This window comes from Streptomyces sp. NBC_00335 (assembly GCF_036127095.1).
Lineage (GTDB): Bacteria > Actinomycetota > Actinomycetes > Streptomycetales > Streptomycetaceae > Streptomyces.
This window is the reverse complement of sequence record NZ_CP108006.1, coordinates 6,511,284-6,526,539: the sequence shown is the minus strand read 5'-3', so window position 1 is coordinate 6,526,539 and position 15,256 is coordinate 6,511,284. Positions and strand designations below refer to the sequence as shown.

The following is a 15,256-nucleotide window of genomic DNA, read 5'->3' as shown; positions in this document are numbered from 1 at the left end:
TGACCCGGTTCGCGGGGCCGGGGCTCACCGCGTCCGCGTGGGGCACGCGCAGGGCGTGGCCCCGGGCGGGGCCTGCGCCGGAAGCGCGAAGGGGTCGCCCTGGGCGAGGGCGGCGGTCACGCAGAGCACGACGGGCACGGAGCCGAGGTTGCGGCCGAGGTGGACGTGACGGCGGCCGGCGGGCTCGACGAAGCTGGTGCCGGTGTGATGCACCTCGACCGTGCCGTCGCGCAGGATCCGCGTCAGGGTGCCGGACTTGACCACCGCCATCAAGGGGACGCGGTGGTAGTGCCAGCCGGTGCAGCCGCCAGGCTGGATCTCGACCTCCCGCACCACGAGGTCGGAGACCACCTCCGCTTTCGGACGCCTGCCCGCAACCCTCGGGCGTCCGACCGTAGCCTGCCGTCCAGCCATGTTTCCCCTCCTCCATGGACCGGCCGCGGCCCACTCGACTCACGGTAGGAGGACACCATGAGGTCAGGGAAGACTCTGTGAAACCGCAAGTACCCATACTTACAAGGTGATATACGGCCTGAACGGCGGTATCAGTTCGGCATGAGCCTGGTCGTTTTCGAGTCTACGAAACAGATCCACTGCGCGGAGTGCAGGCAGGGCCCCCTGCGCCGTCTCGTCCGCGAGGCCGGCGTGCCCCGTTGCCTGGACTGCGCCGACCTCGGACACCTCGTCTACGTGCCGCGCGGCGACACGGCCCTCACCCGCCGGGCCCACGAGGCCAGTTCCCTGTCCGCGGTCGTCCTGCGCTTCCACCGGCGCCGCCGCCGCTACGAGCGCCTCGGCATCCTCGTCGAGGACGCGGCCCTGGCCCGCGCCGAGCGGGCCTGCCTCGCGGACGCCGAGGCGCGGGCCCGCCGGCGGGAGCGCGACCGGCTGCGCCGCGCGGCCGAGGACACCCGGTTCACGGCGGCCTTCGCCGCCGAGATCCTGCGCCTGTTCCCCGGGTGCCCGGCCGACCGGGCCGGGGCCATCGCCGCGCACGCCTCGGTGCGCGGCAGCGGCCGGGTGGGCCGCAGCGCGGCCGGCCGGGCCCTGGACCCGCCGGCCGTGTACGCGGCGGTACGGGCGGCCGTACGGCACCTGGACACCGAATACGACGCCCTGCTGATGGGGGGCGTGCCGCGGTTCGCGGCCCGGGCCCGGCTGGCGCCCCGGATCGACGCGATCCTGGACGGCTGGCGGGCGGGTTCCGAGGCGCCCGCGCAGGCTAGTTGAGCCGGAACCGGCGGTAGAGCAGCACTCCGCCGAGCAGCATGGCGCCGCCGCCGGACAGCAGGTATCCCAGGTCCTCGGCCCCGGTGTGGGCGAGCGCGGAGGGGTGGTTGCGCGGCGGGGCCGGCGGGGTGACCGGCCGCACGGCGACGGGCGGCCGGACGGGCGGCTGCACGGGCTTGCCGACGACCGGGGGCATGCCGTTGACGGAGGTGTTGCCCACGGAGGAGTTGCCGACGCCGACGACGCTCACCGAGTTGCCGCTGATGTTGACCGGCACCTGGACGGGGAGCTGGAGCCCGTTGCCGGACAGCAGCCCCGGAGAATCCTTTCCGCGCCCCTCTGCCACTGCACCCCGGCCGGGGCCGCTCTGGCCGCCGTTCCCCGCACCGTTTCCGGCGCCGGGTTTCGAGGGGTGCGAGGGGCCGGACGACCCCGGCCCGGGATGGCCCGGCTTGCCGGGCTTCCCGCCGCCCTGGTCCGCGTTGACGCACCGGTTCCCGGCCGCCGAGTTGAGCACGCCGACCACGCTCACGGTGTTCCCGCACACGTTCACCGGTGCGTGCACCGGCAGTTGCAGCAGGTTCCCCGACAGCACCCCCGGCGAACGCACGGCCTGCCCGCCCGCCTCCGCGTCGGCGTAGGCGAAGCCACCCGCACCCGCGACCGCGAGTCCACCCCCCGCAACCACCGCCGCGATCAAGCCATTCCGACGACTGTGACGCATCAGATTTCCTGCCTTCCGGAAGGGTCCACGGGCCTTGCACCCGTACCGGAAACAACGCCGTAACCCCATTCGGGTTATAGCGCCGGTAGGCATTTCACTCCATCGTGTACTGGGTAATCCCTACTTCATGACTCGCCCACTGCTCCTCCTCGACGTGGACGGCCCCCTCAACCCCTTCCGGTCCCGCCTCGCGGGTCTCCGCGGATACACCAGCCACCGGATGCGTCCGAGCATCTGGCTGTCCTACCGCGCACCGGAATCCCGCAGCACCAGGCGCGGCCTGCGGGTGCGCCTGCACCCGGCCCACGGCGCCCGGCTGCTGGCCCTGCCCTACGAAATCGCCTGGGCCACCGCCTGGACGCACGAGGCCAACACACTGATCTCCCCGCACATCGGACTACCCGCTGATCTTCCTGTCATCGAGTGGCCGGAACTCTTCACCCGCGACCCCGACGGCCTCTTCTGGAAGACCCGCCCGCTCGTGGAATGGGCGGCCGGCCGCCCCTTCGCCTGGGTCGACGACTTGATCACGCCCCGGGACCGCGCCTGGGTCGCCGCCCACCACCCGGCCCCGGCCCTGCTCCTGCGCATCCACCCCCGCCACGGCCTGCGCCCGCAGGACTTCACCACCCTCGACCGCTGGGCGGCCGGGCTCAGCCCAGCAGGGCCGTGACCGGGTCCGGCGAGGGGCGGCGGCCCGTGGGCCACCAGTCGTCGTCGCCCAGGCGGTTCTCGTAGGAGTACCAGAGGGCGTCCCGGCCGAGCCGGAGCTGCCGGCCGGTGCCCGTCAGCCGGTTCCGGTCGGGGCGGAACGCGCCCTGGGCGGCGGCGAGGAGCGCCGGGCGGGCCCGGTCGAAGGGGCCCGCCGGCGGGTCCCAGGGCTCTTCGAGGGCGAGCAGGGCGGGCAGACCGCCCTGCCTCCAGGCGGCCGCCCCCCGGGCCAGGTCCGTGGTGCTGCGTCCCGTGGCGCGGGCCAGCTCGCGGTAGAGGGCGCGGGCGGCGCCGGTGAGCCCGGCGGTGGGATGGGCCGAGGCCAGCCGGACGGCGTCCTGCCAGCGGCTCAGCCCGGCCATCGGATCCTCGGCGGTGCGCAACAGCGCCAGGGCGCGGGCGGCCGCGTCCGCGGCGAGCTGGTCCAGGGCGAGCGGGTCCGGGGCCGCCGGGTCGGCCGGATACGCGGGCGGCATCCCGACGGCGGAGGGCGCCGCCAGCGGAGCGGGCAGTGGCGGCAGCACGGTGCGGACCAGCGCGGCACGGGCGGGTACGCCGGGGAAGTCCGGTGTCTCATCGGGCTGTTCACGTGCGGCGTGGGCGGCGTTGCGGCGGGTGAGCTCCTCCAGCAGCTCCCGCTCCCCGCGGCCGCGCAGCAGGAGCAGGACGAAGGGGTCGGCGTCCAGGAGCCGGGCCGCGCGGTAGCAGAGGGCCGCGGCGTGCTTGCAGGGCGGGCGGGCGACGTCGGGGCAGGAGCAGCGCGGCACGAGCTCTCCCGCACCGGGCAGGACCGACTCGGAGAGGGACTCCGGGACCTCCCGCTCCAGCAGCGCGGCCAGCGCCGTCGGATCGGCGACCACCGATTCGAGCAGCTCGCTCCACTCGGTGTCCGAGAAGGCGGGCAGGGACAGCTCGGTGCGGTATGGCCGCGGCCGGCTGCCCCGTACGTAGGCCACGATCCGGCCCGGGGTGATGGTGACGGCGTCGACGTGGCCCTCGGCGGCGTACGTCCGCCCCCGGGTCAGGCGGGCTCCGTCGCGGGCCACCGTCTCCAGGGCGGACACCCAGGCCCGGCCCCACCAGCTGACGGCCTCCACCCCCGGCGGCACGGTCTCGAAGGTGCGGCGGCGGTCGTCGCGCGCGGTGATCATCCGGGCCTGCGCAGGGAGACGAGGTCGGCCAGCTCGCGGTCGGTGAGCTCGGTCAGCGCCGTCTCGCCGGAGCCGAGCACGGCATCGGCCAGCGCCCGCTTCGCCTCCAGCATTTCGGCGATCCGGTCCTCGACGGTGCCCTCCGCGATGATGCGGTGGACCTGGACGGGCTGGGTCTGGCCGATGCGGTAGGCGCGGTCGGTGGCCTGTTCCTCGACGGCCGGGTTCCACCAGCGGTCGTAGTGGATGACGTGGCCGGCGCGGGTGAGGTTGAGCCCGGTGCCCGCGGCCTTGAGGGAGAGCAGAAACACCGGGAACTCGCCCGCCTGGAAGCGGTCCACGAGCTCCTCGCGGCGCGGAACGGGCGTGCCCCCGTGCAGCAGTTGGTGGGAGATCCCGCGCGCCGTCAGATGGCGCTCGATGAGCCGGGCCATCGTCACGTACTGCGTGAAGACCAGCACGGATCCGCCCTCGGCCAGGATCGTGTCGAGCAGCTCGTCGAGGAGGGCCAGCTTCCCGGAACGGTGCGCGATCCGGGGCTGGTCCTCCTTCAAGAACTGCGCGGGGTGGTTGCAGATCTGCTTGAGCGAGGCCAGCAGCTTCATGATCATGCCGCGCCGCTCGATGCCCTCGCTCGCGCCGATCACGGCCATCGCCTCGTCCACCGCCGCTTGGTAGAGGGAAGCCTGCTCGCGGGTGAGGGACACGGGGTGGTCGGTCTCCGTCTTCGGCGGCAGTTCGGGGGCGATCCCCGGATCGGACTTCTTGCGCCGCAGCAGGAACGGCCGGACCAGCGCGGCCAGTCGGGCGACCGCCGCCTCGTTGCCCCCGTCCTCCTCCGTCTGGTGCTCCACGGGCCGGGCGTGCCGGGCCCGGAACGCGGTGAGCGGGCCGAGCAGTCCGGGCGTGGTCCAGTCGAGGAGCGCCCACAGCTCGGAGAGGTTGTTCTCCACGGGGGTGCCGGTCAGCGCCACCCGCGCGGGCGCCGGGATCGTGCGCAGCGCCTTCGCGGTCGCCGAGTGCGGGTTCTTGACGTGCTGGGCCTCGTCCGCGACGACCATGCCCCAGGACTGTTCGGCCAGCCGGGCCGCTCCCGCGCGCATGGTTCCGTAGGTGGTGAGGACGAATCCCCCGCCGCCTTGGCCTTCCAGCCCGTCGAGGCTGCGGCCGGCGCCGTGGAAGCGGCGCACCGGCGTACCGGGGGCGAACCTCTCGATCTCCCGCTGCCAGTTGCCGAGCAGTGAGGCCGGGCAGACCACCAGGGTCGGCTCGGGACGGGCGCGGTGCAGGTGGAGCGCGATCAGGGTGACGGTCTTGCCCAGGCCCATGTCGTCGGCGAGGCAGCCGCCGAGTCCGAGCGAGGTCATCAGGTCGAGCCAGGCCAGACCGCGGGCCTGGTAGTCGCGCAGAGTGGCCTTGAGCCCGGCCGGCTGGGGCAGCGGGGCCAGCTCCCCGGTCAGCCGGTCCCGCAGGGCGGCCAGCGCCCCCACCGGCACCGCGGCCACGGGCTCCCCCTCGACCTCGACCTCGACCGTCCCCGTCAGTGCGGCGGCCAGCGCGTCCACCGGCTCCAGTAGGCCCAGCTCCCGCTTGCGGGCCTTGCGCACCAGCTCCGGATCGACCCGCACCCACTGGTCGCGCAGCCGCACGACCGGCCGGTGGGCCTGCGCGAGCGCGTCCATCTCCCCCGGGGTGAGCCGGTCGCCGCCGAGCGCCAGCTCCCAGGAGAAGGCGAAGAGGTGCTCGGCGTCGAAGAAGGCGGTGCCGTCGGTGGCGGAACCGGGCGCGGTGGACCGTACGACCGCGGTCGCGGACAGCGTACGAGCCAGCTCGCGCGGCCAGTGGACCAGGACTCCGGCCTCCGCCAGCCGGGTCGCGGCCCGGCCCAGCAGGTCTTCGAGCTCGGGGTCCGACAGGGCCAGCACATCGGGAACCGGCTGGTCCAGCAGCCGCAGCAGCGGCGGCCAGACCCGGGCCGCCCGGCGCAGCGCGAGGACGGCGTCGATCCGGGCGCGGGGCCCGAAGCCGGCCGCGGCGGCGCCCGCCCAGAGCATCGAGGCGTCCGTGACCAGGGTCGGGTCGGCGAGGCTGTGCACCTGGACGACGGCGGCCCCGGCGCGGCGCACGTCCTCCTCCGGTTCCGTCCCGGTCTCGGCCTCGTCGAAGAGGCGGAAGGAGGACAGGTCGAGGCGGAGCGAGATCCCGACTCCGGTGTCCGCTCCCGAGGCGACCTGCGCGGCCCAGTCCCTTATCCCCGGGACCTGCTGCGGCTCGCGGGCCGCGAACGGCCGGCCCGCGGCGAAGGGCGCCGCGGGGGTCCGGGGCAGGCTGTCGGCGACGGCGTCGAGGAACGCCCTGACCAGCGCCTCCGGTTCGGGCAGGTGGAGCGGGCGGCGGCCGGCGAGCGGGGTGGCGTATCCCTCGGGAGGCAGGGCGGCGGCGACCGCACGCAGATGCGCGATGTCCTCGGCGTCGAGGGGCCCGACCCGCCAGGCGTCGACGCCTTCGGGGGTCAGCCCGGGCAGCAGCCGGCCCCGCGCGACGAGGGACAGCGCCTGGACGGCGGCGGTCCCCCACGCCCGGGTCGCGGGATGCGTGGCGGGCCTGCGGACCGCGCGGACGAGCACGGGCAGCGCGGCGGTGACCGTCAGCGTGACGGCGGGCACCGTGCGGGTACGGATGCCCTCGCCGTGGGGGCGGACCACCTGGAGCGTGGCCGGGGCGCCTTCGGCGGGCAGGCCGTCCCCGTCGGGGGACCAGAACGCGATGCGGCTCTCGCGGGGCACGGCGGCGGGAAGGAACACGGCCGCGTGCCGCGGCAGGGCGGAAGCGGCCCCGCCCGACTGCCCCGGCGCGCGCGACGCCGTCGGCATGTCCATCATGTTCCCCCCTCTCCCCCTCCCCACGTCCGCCGTCACCTTCGCGGCCGACGAATCCCATCTGCCACCGAGTCTAGGCGGGCCCACCGACAATCCCGCTGAGCTGCACGTTTCCCGAAGCCCGGGACCCCGCGCCTCGAACGCCGGCGAGGATCCGGCCCTCCGGCGTCCGAGGAGCGGGGGCCGGGGGTTGGCCCCGGGCCGCGGTGCCGTTCAGCGGCCCCAGCGCCCCCGCTCGGGGGCGTATCCGTAGACCGGTCGGTCCGAGGAGACGGCGGAGATGCGCCAGGGCCGCCCGTCCTCGTCGAGGCGGAGGGTGCCGGAGCCGGTGGGGCCGCTCCAGCGCAGGTCCAGGTACCAGTCGCAGTCGCAGCCGCTGCTGCTCGCCACCACCCGCAGGACGGCCGGTTCGGTGGCCGAGACCCGGAGCGGGAAGGCGGGTGCCGCGATCGCCTCCCCCTCGTTGTTGCCGGCCACCGGCCGGGCCAGTGGGCGCGGTGCGTCCAGGTTGACCGTGAACCCGGCCGGGGTGAGCCCTCCGCCGCAGCCCTGCGACATCTGGTAGACGTTCCACTGCAGCGGGGACCGCCGCCCGGCCACCCGTACCTCCAAGTCCTCCAGGACCACCACGCCCGGGCCCGTGCCCAGCAGGGTGACCTCCACGATCTGCGTCCCCGCGTGGACGGCCCCGCGCCCCGCCGCCCACGCGGGCGCGTCCGCCTCCACCGGGGGCGGGGGCACCGCCGAGGGCGCCGGCTCGGCGAGGTACGCGTGGTCGCAGGCCGCCGCCCACACGTGCGACCGTACGGCCGCGCGCAGGGGCGGGGAGGCCGGCGAGGGACCGCCCGTCGCCGCGGGCCCGGCCGGCGTTCCCGTCACGCCCGACGAAGCGCCGGCCGAAGCGCCCGTCGAGCCCTTCGCCGGGCCGGTCTGCGTCGGCGTCGGCGTCGCCGCGGGCCCGGTGCCTCCCGGCCCGGTCGCCGACGTCGTCGGCCCGGCCGTCGCCGTCGTACCCGTGGCCCCGGCCGGCGCCGTCGGTCCGGCCTGGGGTGTCCGGTGGTCCGGACCCGTCTGCGGAAGCCACCAGACGCTCACCGCGAGGGCCACGACCGCGGCCGCCACCGCCCCGGCCAGCCGCAGCCGGCGCCCGGACCGGCTCGGCACCGGCGCCCCCGGAACATCGGCTTCCGCGGCCACCGCCTCCAGGCCGGCCGCCGGGTCCGCCCGGCCCCCCTCATCCACGGGCGGCGCCTCTACCGCCTCCACGACCTCCACCGCCTCCACCGCCTCCACGACCGAGACCGCCCGCCGCCGCGCATCCGCCAGCAGCCAGGCCCGGTGCAGTTCCACGGCCTCCGCCGGAGTCGCCCCGCAGGCCCGCGCGAAGCGGTCCACCACGACGAACTCCGCGGGCAGTGCCTCACCGCTGCAATACCGGTGCAAGGTCGACGTGCTCGTGTGGAGCCCTCGCGCGAGGGCTCCGTAGCTCCGCCCGCTCCGCTCCTTCAGTTCCCTCATCGACCGCGCGAACGCCTGCGCCTCGGCCGATCTCCCCGTCCCGGAGTTCCGTTCCATGCCAAGGATGTTCCCGCAGCTGACGGTGCGTACGGCCGTTCCACCGTCCCGACTTCGTCCCGATCCGTCGGCGTGGGCCCGGGCCGGGGTACAGCCTTCTCCACAGACACCGCCGCACCATCACGGACCACACGGGGAGAACCGACCATGTTCCGACGCACCGCCCGATCCACCCGGCCCGCCCGGACCTTCCGGCCCGCCCGGACCACCGCCGTCCTCGCGGCCACCGCGGCCGCCGCCACCGCCCTCGTCCTCACCGCCTCCACCACCTCCACGGCCGCCGTCACCGCGCCCGGCTTCCTGGCCGGCACCGACCTGCCCCCGCACCCCACCTCCCCCTGGTACGCCGGGAAGATCACCAAGGGGCTGCCCGAGTTCGCGCCGTTCTGCCTGGACGGCGTGCTCCCTGCCACCGGGAGCTGGTACCGCGACTTCGGCACCGAGTTCGACACGGGCGCGGTACAGGTGTCCGTACGCACGTCCTCCACCACGGCGGCCATCAACCTCAAGGCGGCCCTGGAGCGCAAGGTGGCGGCATGCGCCGCCGACTGGCTGCGCAAGACCCCGGGCGGTACGGCCTCCTGGCAGGACTACGGGAAGCTCACCGTCGAGGAGGGCGCGCACGTCTACGGGGTGCACACCTCCATCCCGGAATCCGAGCCCGGCGTGCACATGTTCGGCATCGGGCGCGACGGCACCACCGTGACGGTCGTGCAGTGGGGAGAGATGGGGAACCTGTCCCACGCACCCGTCCCCGCCTTCAAGAAGACGACCGTCAGGGCCGTGAACAAGCTCAACCCCTGACGCGCGGCGCCCCCGGTGGGACCATGGAAGGGACGGGGAAGCCGGGGTGGGCGACGACGCCGAGGCGGCGATGGCCATGCGCACCGGAAACGAGCCGGTGACCGCCCGCAGCGCGCTGCGGCTGCGCTTCTGGCTGAGCCTGTGGGGGCTGATCTGGTCCGGTGCCGGAGCGGCGGCGTTCTCGCTCGCCGCCCGGCCCGGGTGGGCCGCGGCCTGCGCCGCCGTCGCCGTACTCGCGGCCGTGGACCTGGCCGTGGTGCTCCGCCGCATCCGCCAGGGCCCGCACTACCAGCCGGGCCGCGACATCCCTCCGTACGAGCCGCCGGGCCACTAGGGCCTGGTGTCTTGCCGATCAGACCGGCTACTTCTCGAAGCGGGCCGCCGCCAGGTAGTCCGGCTGGGGGTCCAGGGCGGCCGCGAGGCGGAAGTGCTTGCGGGCCTGGTCCGGCCGGCCGGCGCGCTCGTGGGTGCGGGCCAGCGCGAAGTGGGCGAAGGCGTTGTCCGGCTCCCGCTCCAGCACGATCTCGAACTCCAGCTCCGCCGGCCGCAATTGGGCGGCGGCGAAGAAGGCCCGGGCGCGCAGCAGCCGGGCCGCCGTGTTCTCCGGGTGGGCGGCTATGACCGAGTCGAGCAGCTTCACCGCACCGCGCGGGTCGCGCGCGGCGAGGAGCTGCTCCGCGGCCCGGTAGTCGATGACGTGCGTCTCGGGCGACGAGGACCGAGGCGGCGGCGGGAGCTGCGGCGTGGTGTCGGACACGGTCTGTTCCTTCCCTCTACAGCCCCGTTCAACGCCCCGCGCACCGCACGCTATTCCGTCAGCCGAGCCGCTTGAGCCGGGCGTACGGCTCAGTGACCGCGGCGTCGGCGGCCGGGGAGACGGGAAAGAGGTCGAGGAAGGTGTGGATCAGCCCCTCGTAGGTACGGGCGCCCTCGTCGCGCAGGGGGTCGTACTGGGCGGTCCCGATGACCGCGGGGGCGAGGCCGGTGAGTTTCCCGGCGCGCAGCGGGGAGACCCGGAAGGAGGCGCGTACGGCGGGGTCGTCGCCCGTGTAGAGGTGCTGGAGTTCCAGGACGTCGGCGAAGCGGTCGCGGCGGCCACCGAAGCCGTCGATGTGGTCGGCGACGTGGTGGGCGGCGGCGGGGCAGTCGTCGTAAGCGGCGGGGAAGGGGTGCTCGGGGGCCGGCCGGTAGCCGACGGCCACGACCGCGGCGTTCACCTCGCGGCACATCCGCCGGGCGACGTCGTCATGGGTGTCGAGGTCACCGGTGAGCCGGCCGCCGCCGTGGAAGAAGACCACCGTGGGAACGGGTCCGCCGCCTGCGGGCCGGTAGACGCGGACGGGCATCCGCCCGGCGGGTCCGGGAACGGCGCCGCCCTCCACCGAGCCGACCTCGATCGGCTCCGGCAGCGCGAAGCCGGCGCCCATCCGGCGGCTCACCTCGCGCAGCACCTCGGCCTCGTTGTCGATGACCCGGGGGGCGGGGTGCGCGTCGACCTGGGCGAGTACGGCCGCGATAGACGGGTTGACCGGCATGCGCGGCGCACCCCCACACGGCCCTCGCGGTGCACCCCGATCACGCAGCCCCGTCACTCGGCCCCGGTCACGCACGCCCTCGCCGCACAGCCCCCGTCACGCAGCCCCCGTCACGCCCCGCCCTCGCCCGCCGCCCGCGCCGTGAGGTCCTCCCACACCTTGCGCACCTGCGGCTCCAGCGCCTCCAGCGGCCCGTCGTTGTCGATCACGAGCGTGGCCACGGCCAGCCGCTGTTCCCGCGTGGCCTGCGCGGCCATCCGGGCCCGGGCCTCCGACTCCTCCATGCCCCGCAGCCCCGTGAGCCGGGCGAGCTGGGTGGCGGGCGCCGCGTCCACGACGACGACCAGGTCGTACAGCGGAGCGAGCCCGTTCTCCGCGAGCAGCGGTACGTCGTGCACCACGATCGCGTCGGGCCCCGCGGCCGCCTCCAGCTCGGCGGACCGGGCCCCGACCAGCGGGTGCACGATCCCGTTGAGGATCTTCAGCTTCGCCGGATCGGCGAACACGATGGACCCCAGCTTGGGCCGGTCCAGCCCGCCCTCCGGTCCCAGTACGGACTCCCCGAAGGCCTCCACCACCGCCGCGAGCCCGGGCGTACCCGGCTCCACGACCTCCCGCGCGATCCGGTCGGCGTCCACGACGACCGCCCCGTACCCCGCCAGCAGCCGCGAGACCTCGCTCTTGCCGGCGCCGATTCCGCCTGTCAGGCCAACTTTCAACATGCCGGGCAGACTAGCCCGCGCCCCCGGGGGCCCGTACAGACCCCCGGCCCGAGGCGCTTCCTCAGCCCTCGCCCTCGCGCTCCGCCAGGAACCGCTCGAACTCCAGGCCGATCTCGTCCGCCGACGGGATCTCCGCGGGCTCCGCGATCATGTTGCCCCGGGTCTCGGCGCCCGCCGCCGCGTCGTACTGGTGCTCCAGCCCCTGCACCAGGCTGACCAGTTCCTCGTCGCCCTCCCGGATCTGCCGGTCGATCTCCGTCTGCGTGCGGTGCGCCTCGGTGCGCAGCGCGTGCGCGACCGACGGCAGGACCAGCCCCGTCGCGGCGGTGATCGCCTCCAGGGCGGTCAGCGCGGCGTCGGGATACGGGGAGCGCGCCACGTAGTGCGGTACGTGGGCGGCGACGCCCAGCACGTCGTGCCCGGCCTGACCGAGGCGGAACTCGACCAGCGACTCGGCGCTGCCGGGGACCTGGGCCTCGTCGAAGGGGCTGCGGTGTCCCGGCATGAGGTCGGTCCGGTTGCCGTGCGGGGTGATCCCGACGGGCCGGGTGTGCGGGACGCCCATGGGGATGCCGTGGAAGTTGACGGAGAGCCGCACGCCCAGGCGCTCGACGATCTGCCGGACGGCGACGCAGAAGCGCTCCCACTCCACGTCGGGCTCGGGGCCCGACAGCAGCAGGAAGGGCGCGCCTGTGGCGTCCTGGACGAGGCGCACCTCCAGCAGGGGCTCCTCGAACTCCGTCCAGTGGTCGCGCTGGAACGTCAGCAGCGGACGGCGCGCCCGGTAGTCCACCAGACGGTCCGCGTCGAACCGGGCCACGACCTGGTGGGGCAGCGTGTCGAGCAGCCGCTCGACGATCTGCTCGCCGGTTTCACCCGCGTCTATGTACCCCTCGAAGTGGTAGAGCATGACCAGCCCGGCCGAGTCCTGGGCAAGCGCCAGGTCGGCCACCGCCAGGCCCTTGGCGTCCCATTCGTACAAACCCTGTGGATCAAGCACCGCCACCACTCCTCCTCCGCCGCGTTCTCTGGCAAGAACGTCCAAGGAGCCGCGACCATTCCCCAGTTGACGGCATTCACGAGATCGCCCGGCCCGGCCACACAAAGCGGTAAGGCCCGCCCCCCTGAGGGGACGGGCCTTACCGGTGAAGATCAGCTCGGCTCACGCCGTGCTGCTGCGATCAGCTCTGGCCGCCGGCCAGCTTCTCGCGGAGCGCGGCGAGGGCCTCGTCGGACGCCAGGGCGCCAGAGGTCTCGTCCGCACCCTCGGAGGAGTACGAACCACCCGAGATGCCCGCACCGGCGCTGCTGCTGCTGCCCGCGGCCGGAGCGGCCGCACCCTCGGCAGCGGCGGCCTCGTCGGCCTCGCGGCTCTTGATGACCTGAGCCTGGTGCTGCTCGAAGCGCTGCTGCGCCTCGGCGTACTGGCCCTCCCAGGCTTCGCGCTGCTTGTCGAAGCCCTCGAGCCAGTCGTTGGTCTCGGGGTCGAAGCCCTCGGGGTAGATGTAGTTCCCCTGGTCGTCGTAAGACGCGGCCATGCCGTACAGGGTCGGGTCGAACTCGACCGACGCCGGGTCGGCACCGAAGGACTCGTTGGCCTGCTTCAGCGACAGCGAGATCCGGCGACGCTCAAGGTCGATGTCGATGACCTTGACGAAGATCTCGTCGTTGACCTGGACGACCTGCTCCGGGATCTCCACGTGGCGCTCGGCCAGCTCGGAGATGTGGACCAGGCCCTCGATGCCCTCGTCCACGCGGACGAACGCACCGAACGGAACCAGCTTGGTGACCTTACCCGGGACGACCTGACCGATCTGGTGCGTCCGGGCGAACTGCTGCCACGGGTCTTCCTGCGTCGCCTTCAGCGACAGGGAGACACGCTCGCGGTCCATGTCGACGTCGAGGACCTCGACGGTGACTTCCTGGCCGACCTCGACAACCTCGGACGGGTGGTCGATGTGCTTCCAGGACAGCTCGGAGACGTGGACGAGACCGTCGACGCCACCCAGGTCCACGAAGGCACCGAAGTTGACGATCGAGGAAACGACGCCGGAGCGGACCTGACCCTTCTGCAGGGTGGTGAGGAACGTCTGGCGAACCTCGGACTGGGTCTGCTCAAGCCAGGCACGGCGGGACAGGACCACGTTGTTGCGGTTCTTGTCCAGCTCGATGATCTTCGCCTCGAGCTCCTTGCCCACGTAGGGCTGGAGGTCGCGGACGCGACGCATCTCGACGAGGGAGGCCGGCAGGAAGCCGCGGAGGCCGATGTCGAGGATGAGACCACCCTTGACGACCTCGATGACGGTACCGGTGACGATGCCGTCTTCTTCCTTGATCTTCTCGATCGTGCCCCAGGCGCGCTCGTACTGCGCGCGCTTCTTGGACAGGATGAGACGGCCTTCCTTGTCCTCCTTCTGGAGAACAAGTGCCTCGATCTCGTCGCCGACCTTGACGACCTCGTTCGGGTCGACATCGTGCTTGATCGAGAGCTCGCGGCTCGGGATGACGCCCTCGGTCTTGTAACCGATGTCGAGGAGAACCTCGTCACGGTCGACCTTCACGATGACGCCGTCGACGATGTCGCCGTCGTTGAAGTACTTGATCGTCTCGTCGATCGCGGCGAGGAACGCGGCCTCGTCACCGATGTCGTTGACCGCAACCTGCGGGGTGGTGGCGGTGGTCTCGGTGCTGCTCGTCATGTGGGTAAGGGCTCCGGTTACGGACAGAAAGTCGTAGGTACTGCTACGCCGGGAGCCCTTATCGGCATCTGCCGAAGAAGCCGGACAGCCAAGGAAGCCCCAGTTCCGCGAAGTGCGGGGTGGGGGCCTCGAAAACCGAGGGGACATCAACAGATACAAGCGCAGCCTGCTAGGTCTGAGGAGCACAGGCTCGCAGCGCAACTTGTAGCATACGGGGGCAGCCGGACAGGGTCAATGCGCGAAGGCGCACACCCCGGGCAGATCACCGCACAACCGGCACAATTGGCGGGCGGGCAGGCGCCGATGGCCCTTCCAGCCCGCTTTCCGCAGACATTCGCAGACTACGACGACGGGCCCCATGAACCAAGAGGACTACGCCCCCGAAGAAGCGTACGAAGCCGGATCGGCCGCCGAGGACGACTCCGAGGCCACGCGGCGTGACGCAGGGGAAGCGGAGAGCAGCCGCGCCAGCCGCGGCTGGTGGGACCGCAACGCCGACGAGTACCAGAGCGAGCACGGCGCGTTCCTCGGCGACGACCGGTTCGTCTGGGGACCCGAGGGCCTGGACGAGGCGGAAGCGGCCCTCCTCGGCCCCGCCGCCTCCCTCAAGGGCAAGGACGTCCTGGAGATCGGCGCCGGCGCCGCCCAGTGCTCGCGCTGGCTGGCCGCCCAGGGCGCCCGCCCCGTCGCCCTGGACCTCTCCCACCGCCAGCTCCAGCACGCCCTGCGGATCGGCGACGACGTCCCCCTGGTCGAAGCCGACGCCGGCCGCCTCCCCTTCCGCGACGGCTCCTTCGACCTCGCCTGCTCCGCCTACGGGGCCGTCCCCTTCGTCGCCGACCCCGTGAACGTCATGCGCGAGGTGCGCCGCGTCCTGCGCCCCGGCGGCCGCTGGGTCTTCTCCGTCACCCATCCCGTCCGCTGGGCCTTCCCCGACGAGCCGGGCCCCGAGGGGCTGTCCGTCTCCGCCTCCTACTTCGACCGCACCCCGTACGTCGAGCAGGACGAGCAGGGCCGCGCCGTATATGTGGAGCACCACCGCACGATCGGCGACCGGGTACGGGACGTGGTCGCGGGCGGCTTCCGCCTCGTCGACCTGGTCGAGCCGGAGTGGCCCGTGTGGAACAGCCAGGAGTGGGGCGGCTGGTCCCCGCTGCGCGGCAACCTCATCCCCGGTACGGCGATCTTCGTGTGCGAGCGGGACTGAGCCGGTGACGGGACAGCGC

Annotated in this window: 15 protein-coding genes; 5 read left to right on the top strand and 10 right to left on the bottom strand. The window is 73.6% G+C overall.

Features of this window, described 5'->3' with window-relative positions:
• Positions 1-24: 24 nt before the first annotated feature.
• Entirely contained in the window at positions 25-414 is a 390-nt protein-coding gene (locus OHA37_RS29615; RefSeq protein ID WP_266909604.1) for a cupin domain-containing protein, read from the bottom strand.
• Positions 415-555: 141 nt separating this feature from the next.
• Between OHA37_RS29615 and OHA37_RS29610 the strand changes: the two genes are divergently transcribed.
• Positions 556-1,230: a DUF2293 domain-containing protein gene (locus tag OHA37_RS29610; protein ID WP_266909603.1), complete on the top strand. Its 675-nt coding sequence runs from the start codon at positions 556-558 to the stop codon at positions 1,228-1,230.
• On the opposite strand, the gene OHA37_RS29605 is transcribed toward OHA37_RS29610, so the two are convergent.
• Entirely contained in the window at positions 1,223-1,918 is a 696-nt protein-coding gene (locus OHA37_RS29605; protein ID WP_323182371.1) for a chaplin, read from the bottom strand. The genes OHA37_RS29610 and OHA37_RS29605 overlap by 8 nt on opposite strands.
• Positions 1,919-2,081: 163 nt before the next feature.
• Here OHA37_RS29605 and OHA37_RS29600 point away from each other — a divergent pair, with 163 nt between their 5' ends.
• Complete coding sequence (locus OHA37_RS29600; RefSeq protein WP_266909602.1) at positions 2,082-2,627, top strand: hypothetical protein; 546 nt, start codon at positions 2,082-2,084, stop codon at positions 2,625-2,627.
• Here OHA37_RS29600 and OHA37_RS29595 read toward each other — a convergent pair.
• The 3 genes from OHA37_RS29595 to OHA37_RS29585 form a co-directional block, all read right to left on the bottom strand.
• On the bottom strand, positions 2,608-3,816 hold the full coding sequence (locus tag OHA37_RS29595; protein ID WP_323182370.1) for an SWIM zinc finger family protein: 1,209 nt from the start codon (positions 3,814-3,816) through the stop codon (positions 2,608-2,610). The two genes, OHA37_RS29600 and OHA37_RS29595, sit on opposite strands and share 20 nt — an antisense overlap.
• Complete coding sequence (locus OHA37_RS29590) at positions 3,813-6,689, bottom strand: DEAD/DEAH box helicase (protein ID WP_266909601.1); 2,877 nt, start codon at positions 6,687-6,689, stop codon at positions 3,813-3,815. Before OHA37_RS29590 ends, OHA37_RS29595 begins: the two co-directional genes overlap by 4 nt.
• A gap of 219 nt (positions 6,690-6,908) precedes the next feature.
• Positions 6,909-8,270: a helix-turn-helix domain-containing protein gene (locus tag OHA37_RS29585; RefSeq protein WP_266909600.1), complete on the bottom strand. Its 1,362-nt coding sequence runs from the start codon at positions 8,268-8,270 to the stop codon at positions 6,909-6,911.
• Between the two features lie 147 nt (positions 8,271-8,417).
• Between OHA37_RS29585 and OHA37_RS29580 the strand changes: the two genes are divergently transcribed.
• Both OHA37_RS29580 and OHA37_RS29575 read left to right on the top strand, forming a co-directional pair.
• A complete protein-coding gene (locus tag OHA37_RS29580) occupies positions 8,418-9,074 on the top strand; it encodes a hypothetical protein (protein WP_266909599.1) in 657 nt (218 codons plus the stop codon).
• Between the two features lie 76 nt (positions 9,075-9,150).
• A complete protein-coding gene (locus OHA37_RS29575) occupies positions 9,151-9,408 on the top strand; it encodes a DUF6343 family protein (RefSeq protein ID WP_266913194.1) in 258 nt (85 codons plus the stop codon).
• Positions 9,409-9,435: 27 nt separating this feature from the next.
• Here OHA37_RS29575 and OHA37_RS29570 read toward each other — a convergent pair whose 3' ends face one another.
• The 5 genes from OHA37_RS29570 to rpsA all read right to left on the bottom strand — a co-directional run bounded on the left by OHA37_RS29570 (position 9,436) and on the right by rpsA (position 14,030).
• Positions 9,436-9,831: a tetratricopeptide repeat protein gene (locus OHA37_RS29570; RefSeq protein ID WP_266909598.1), complete on the bottom strand. Its 396-nt coding sequence runs from the start codon at positions 9,829-9,831 to the stop codon at positions 9,436-9,438.
• A gap of 58 nt (positions 9,832-9,889) precedes the next feature.
• Positions 9,890-10,609, bottom strand: a complete 720-nt coding sequence (locus OHA37_RS29565; RefSeq protein WP_266909597.1) for an alpha/beta hydrolase — start codon at positions 10,607-10,609, stop codon at positions 9,890-9,892.
• 110 nt (positions 10,610-10,719) lie between these two features.
• Positions 10,720-11,331, bottom strand: coding sequence for a dephospho-CoA kinase (gene coaE / locus OHA37_RS29560; RefSeq protein ID WP_266909596.1), 612 nt, complete (start codon positions 11,329-11,331; stop codon positions 10,720-10,722).
• 61 nt (positions 11,332-11,392) lie between these two features.
• Positions 11,393-12,331 (bottom strand): PAC2 family protein, encoded by a 939-nt coding sequence (locus OHA37_RS29555; protein ID WP_266909595.1) that lies wholly within the window; start codon positions 12,329-12,331, stop codon positions 11,393-11,395.
• A 181-nt stretch (positions 12,332-12,512) separates the two neighbouring features.
• Positions 12,513-14,030: a 30S ribosomal protein S1 gene (gene rpsA / locus OHA37_RS29550; protein ID WP_266876946.1), complete on the bottom strand. Its 1,518-nt coding sequence runs from the start codon at positions 14,028-14,030 to the stop codon at positions 12,513-12,515.
• A gap of 358 nt (positions 14,031-14,388) precedes the next feature.
• Here rpsA and OHA37_RS29545 point away from each other — a divergent pair, with 358 nt between their 5' ends.
• Positions 14,389-15,237: a class I SAM-dependent methyltransferase gene (locus tag OHA37_RS29545; RefSeq protein ID WP_266909594.1), complete on the top strand. Its 849-nt coding sequence runs from the start codon at positions 14,389-14,391 to the stop codon at positions 15,235-15,237.
• Positions 15,238-15,256: the final 19 nt, after the last annotated feature.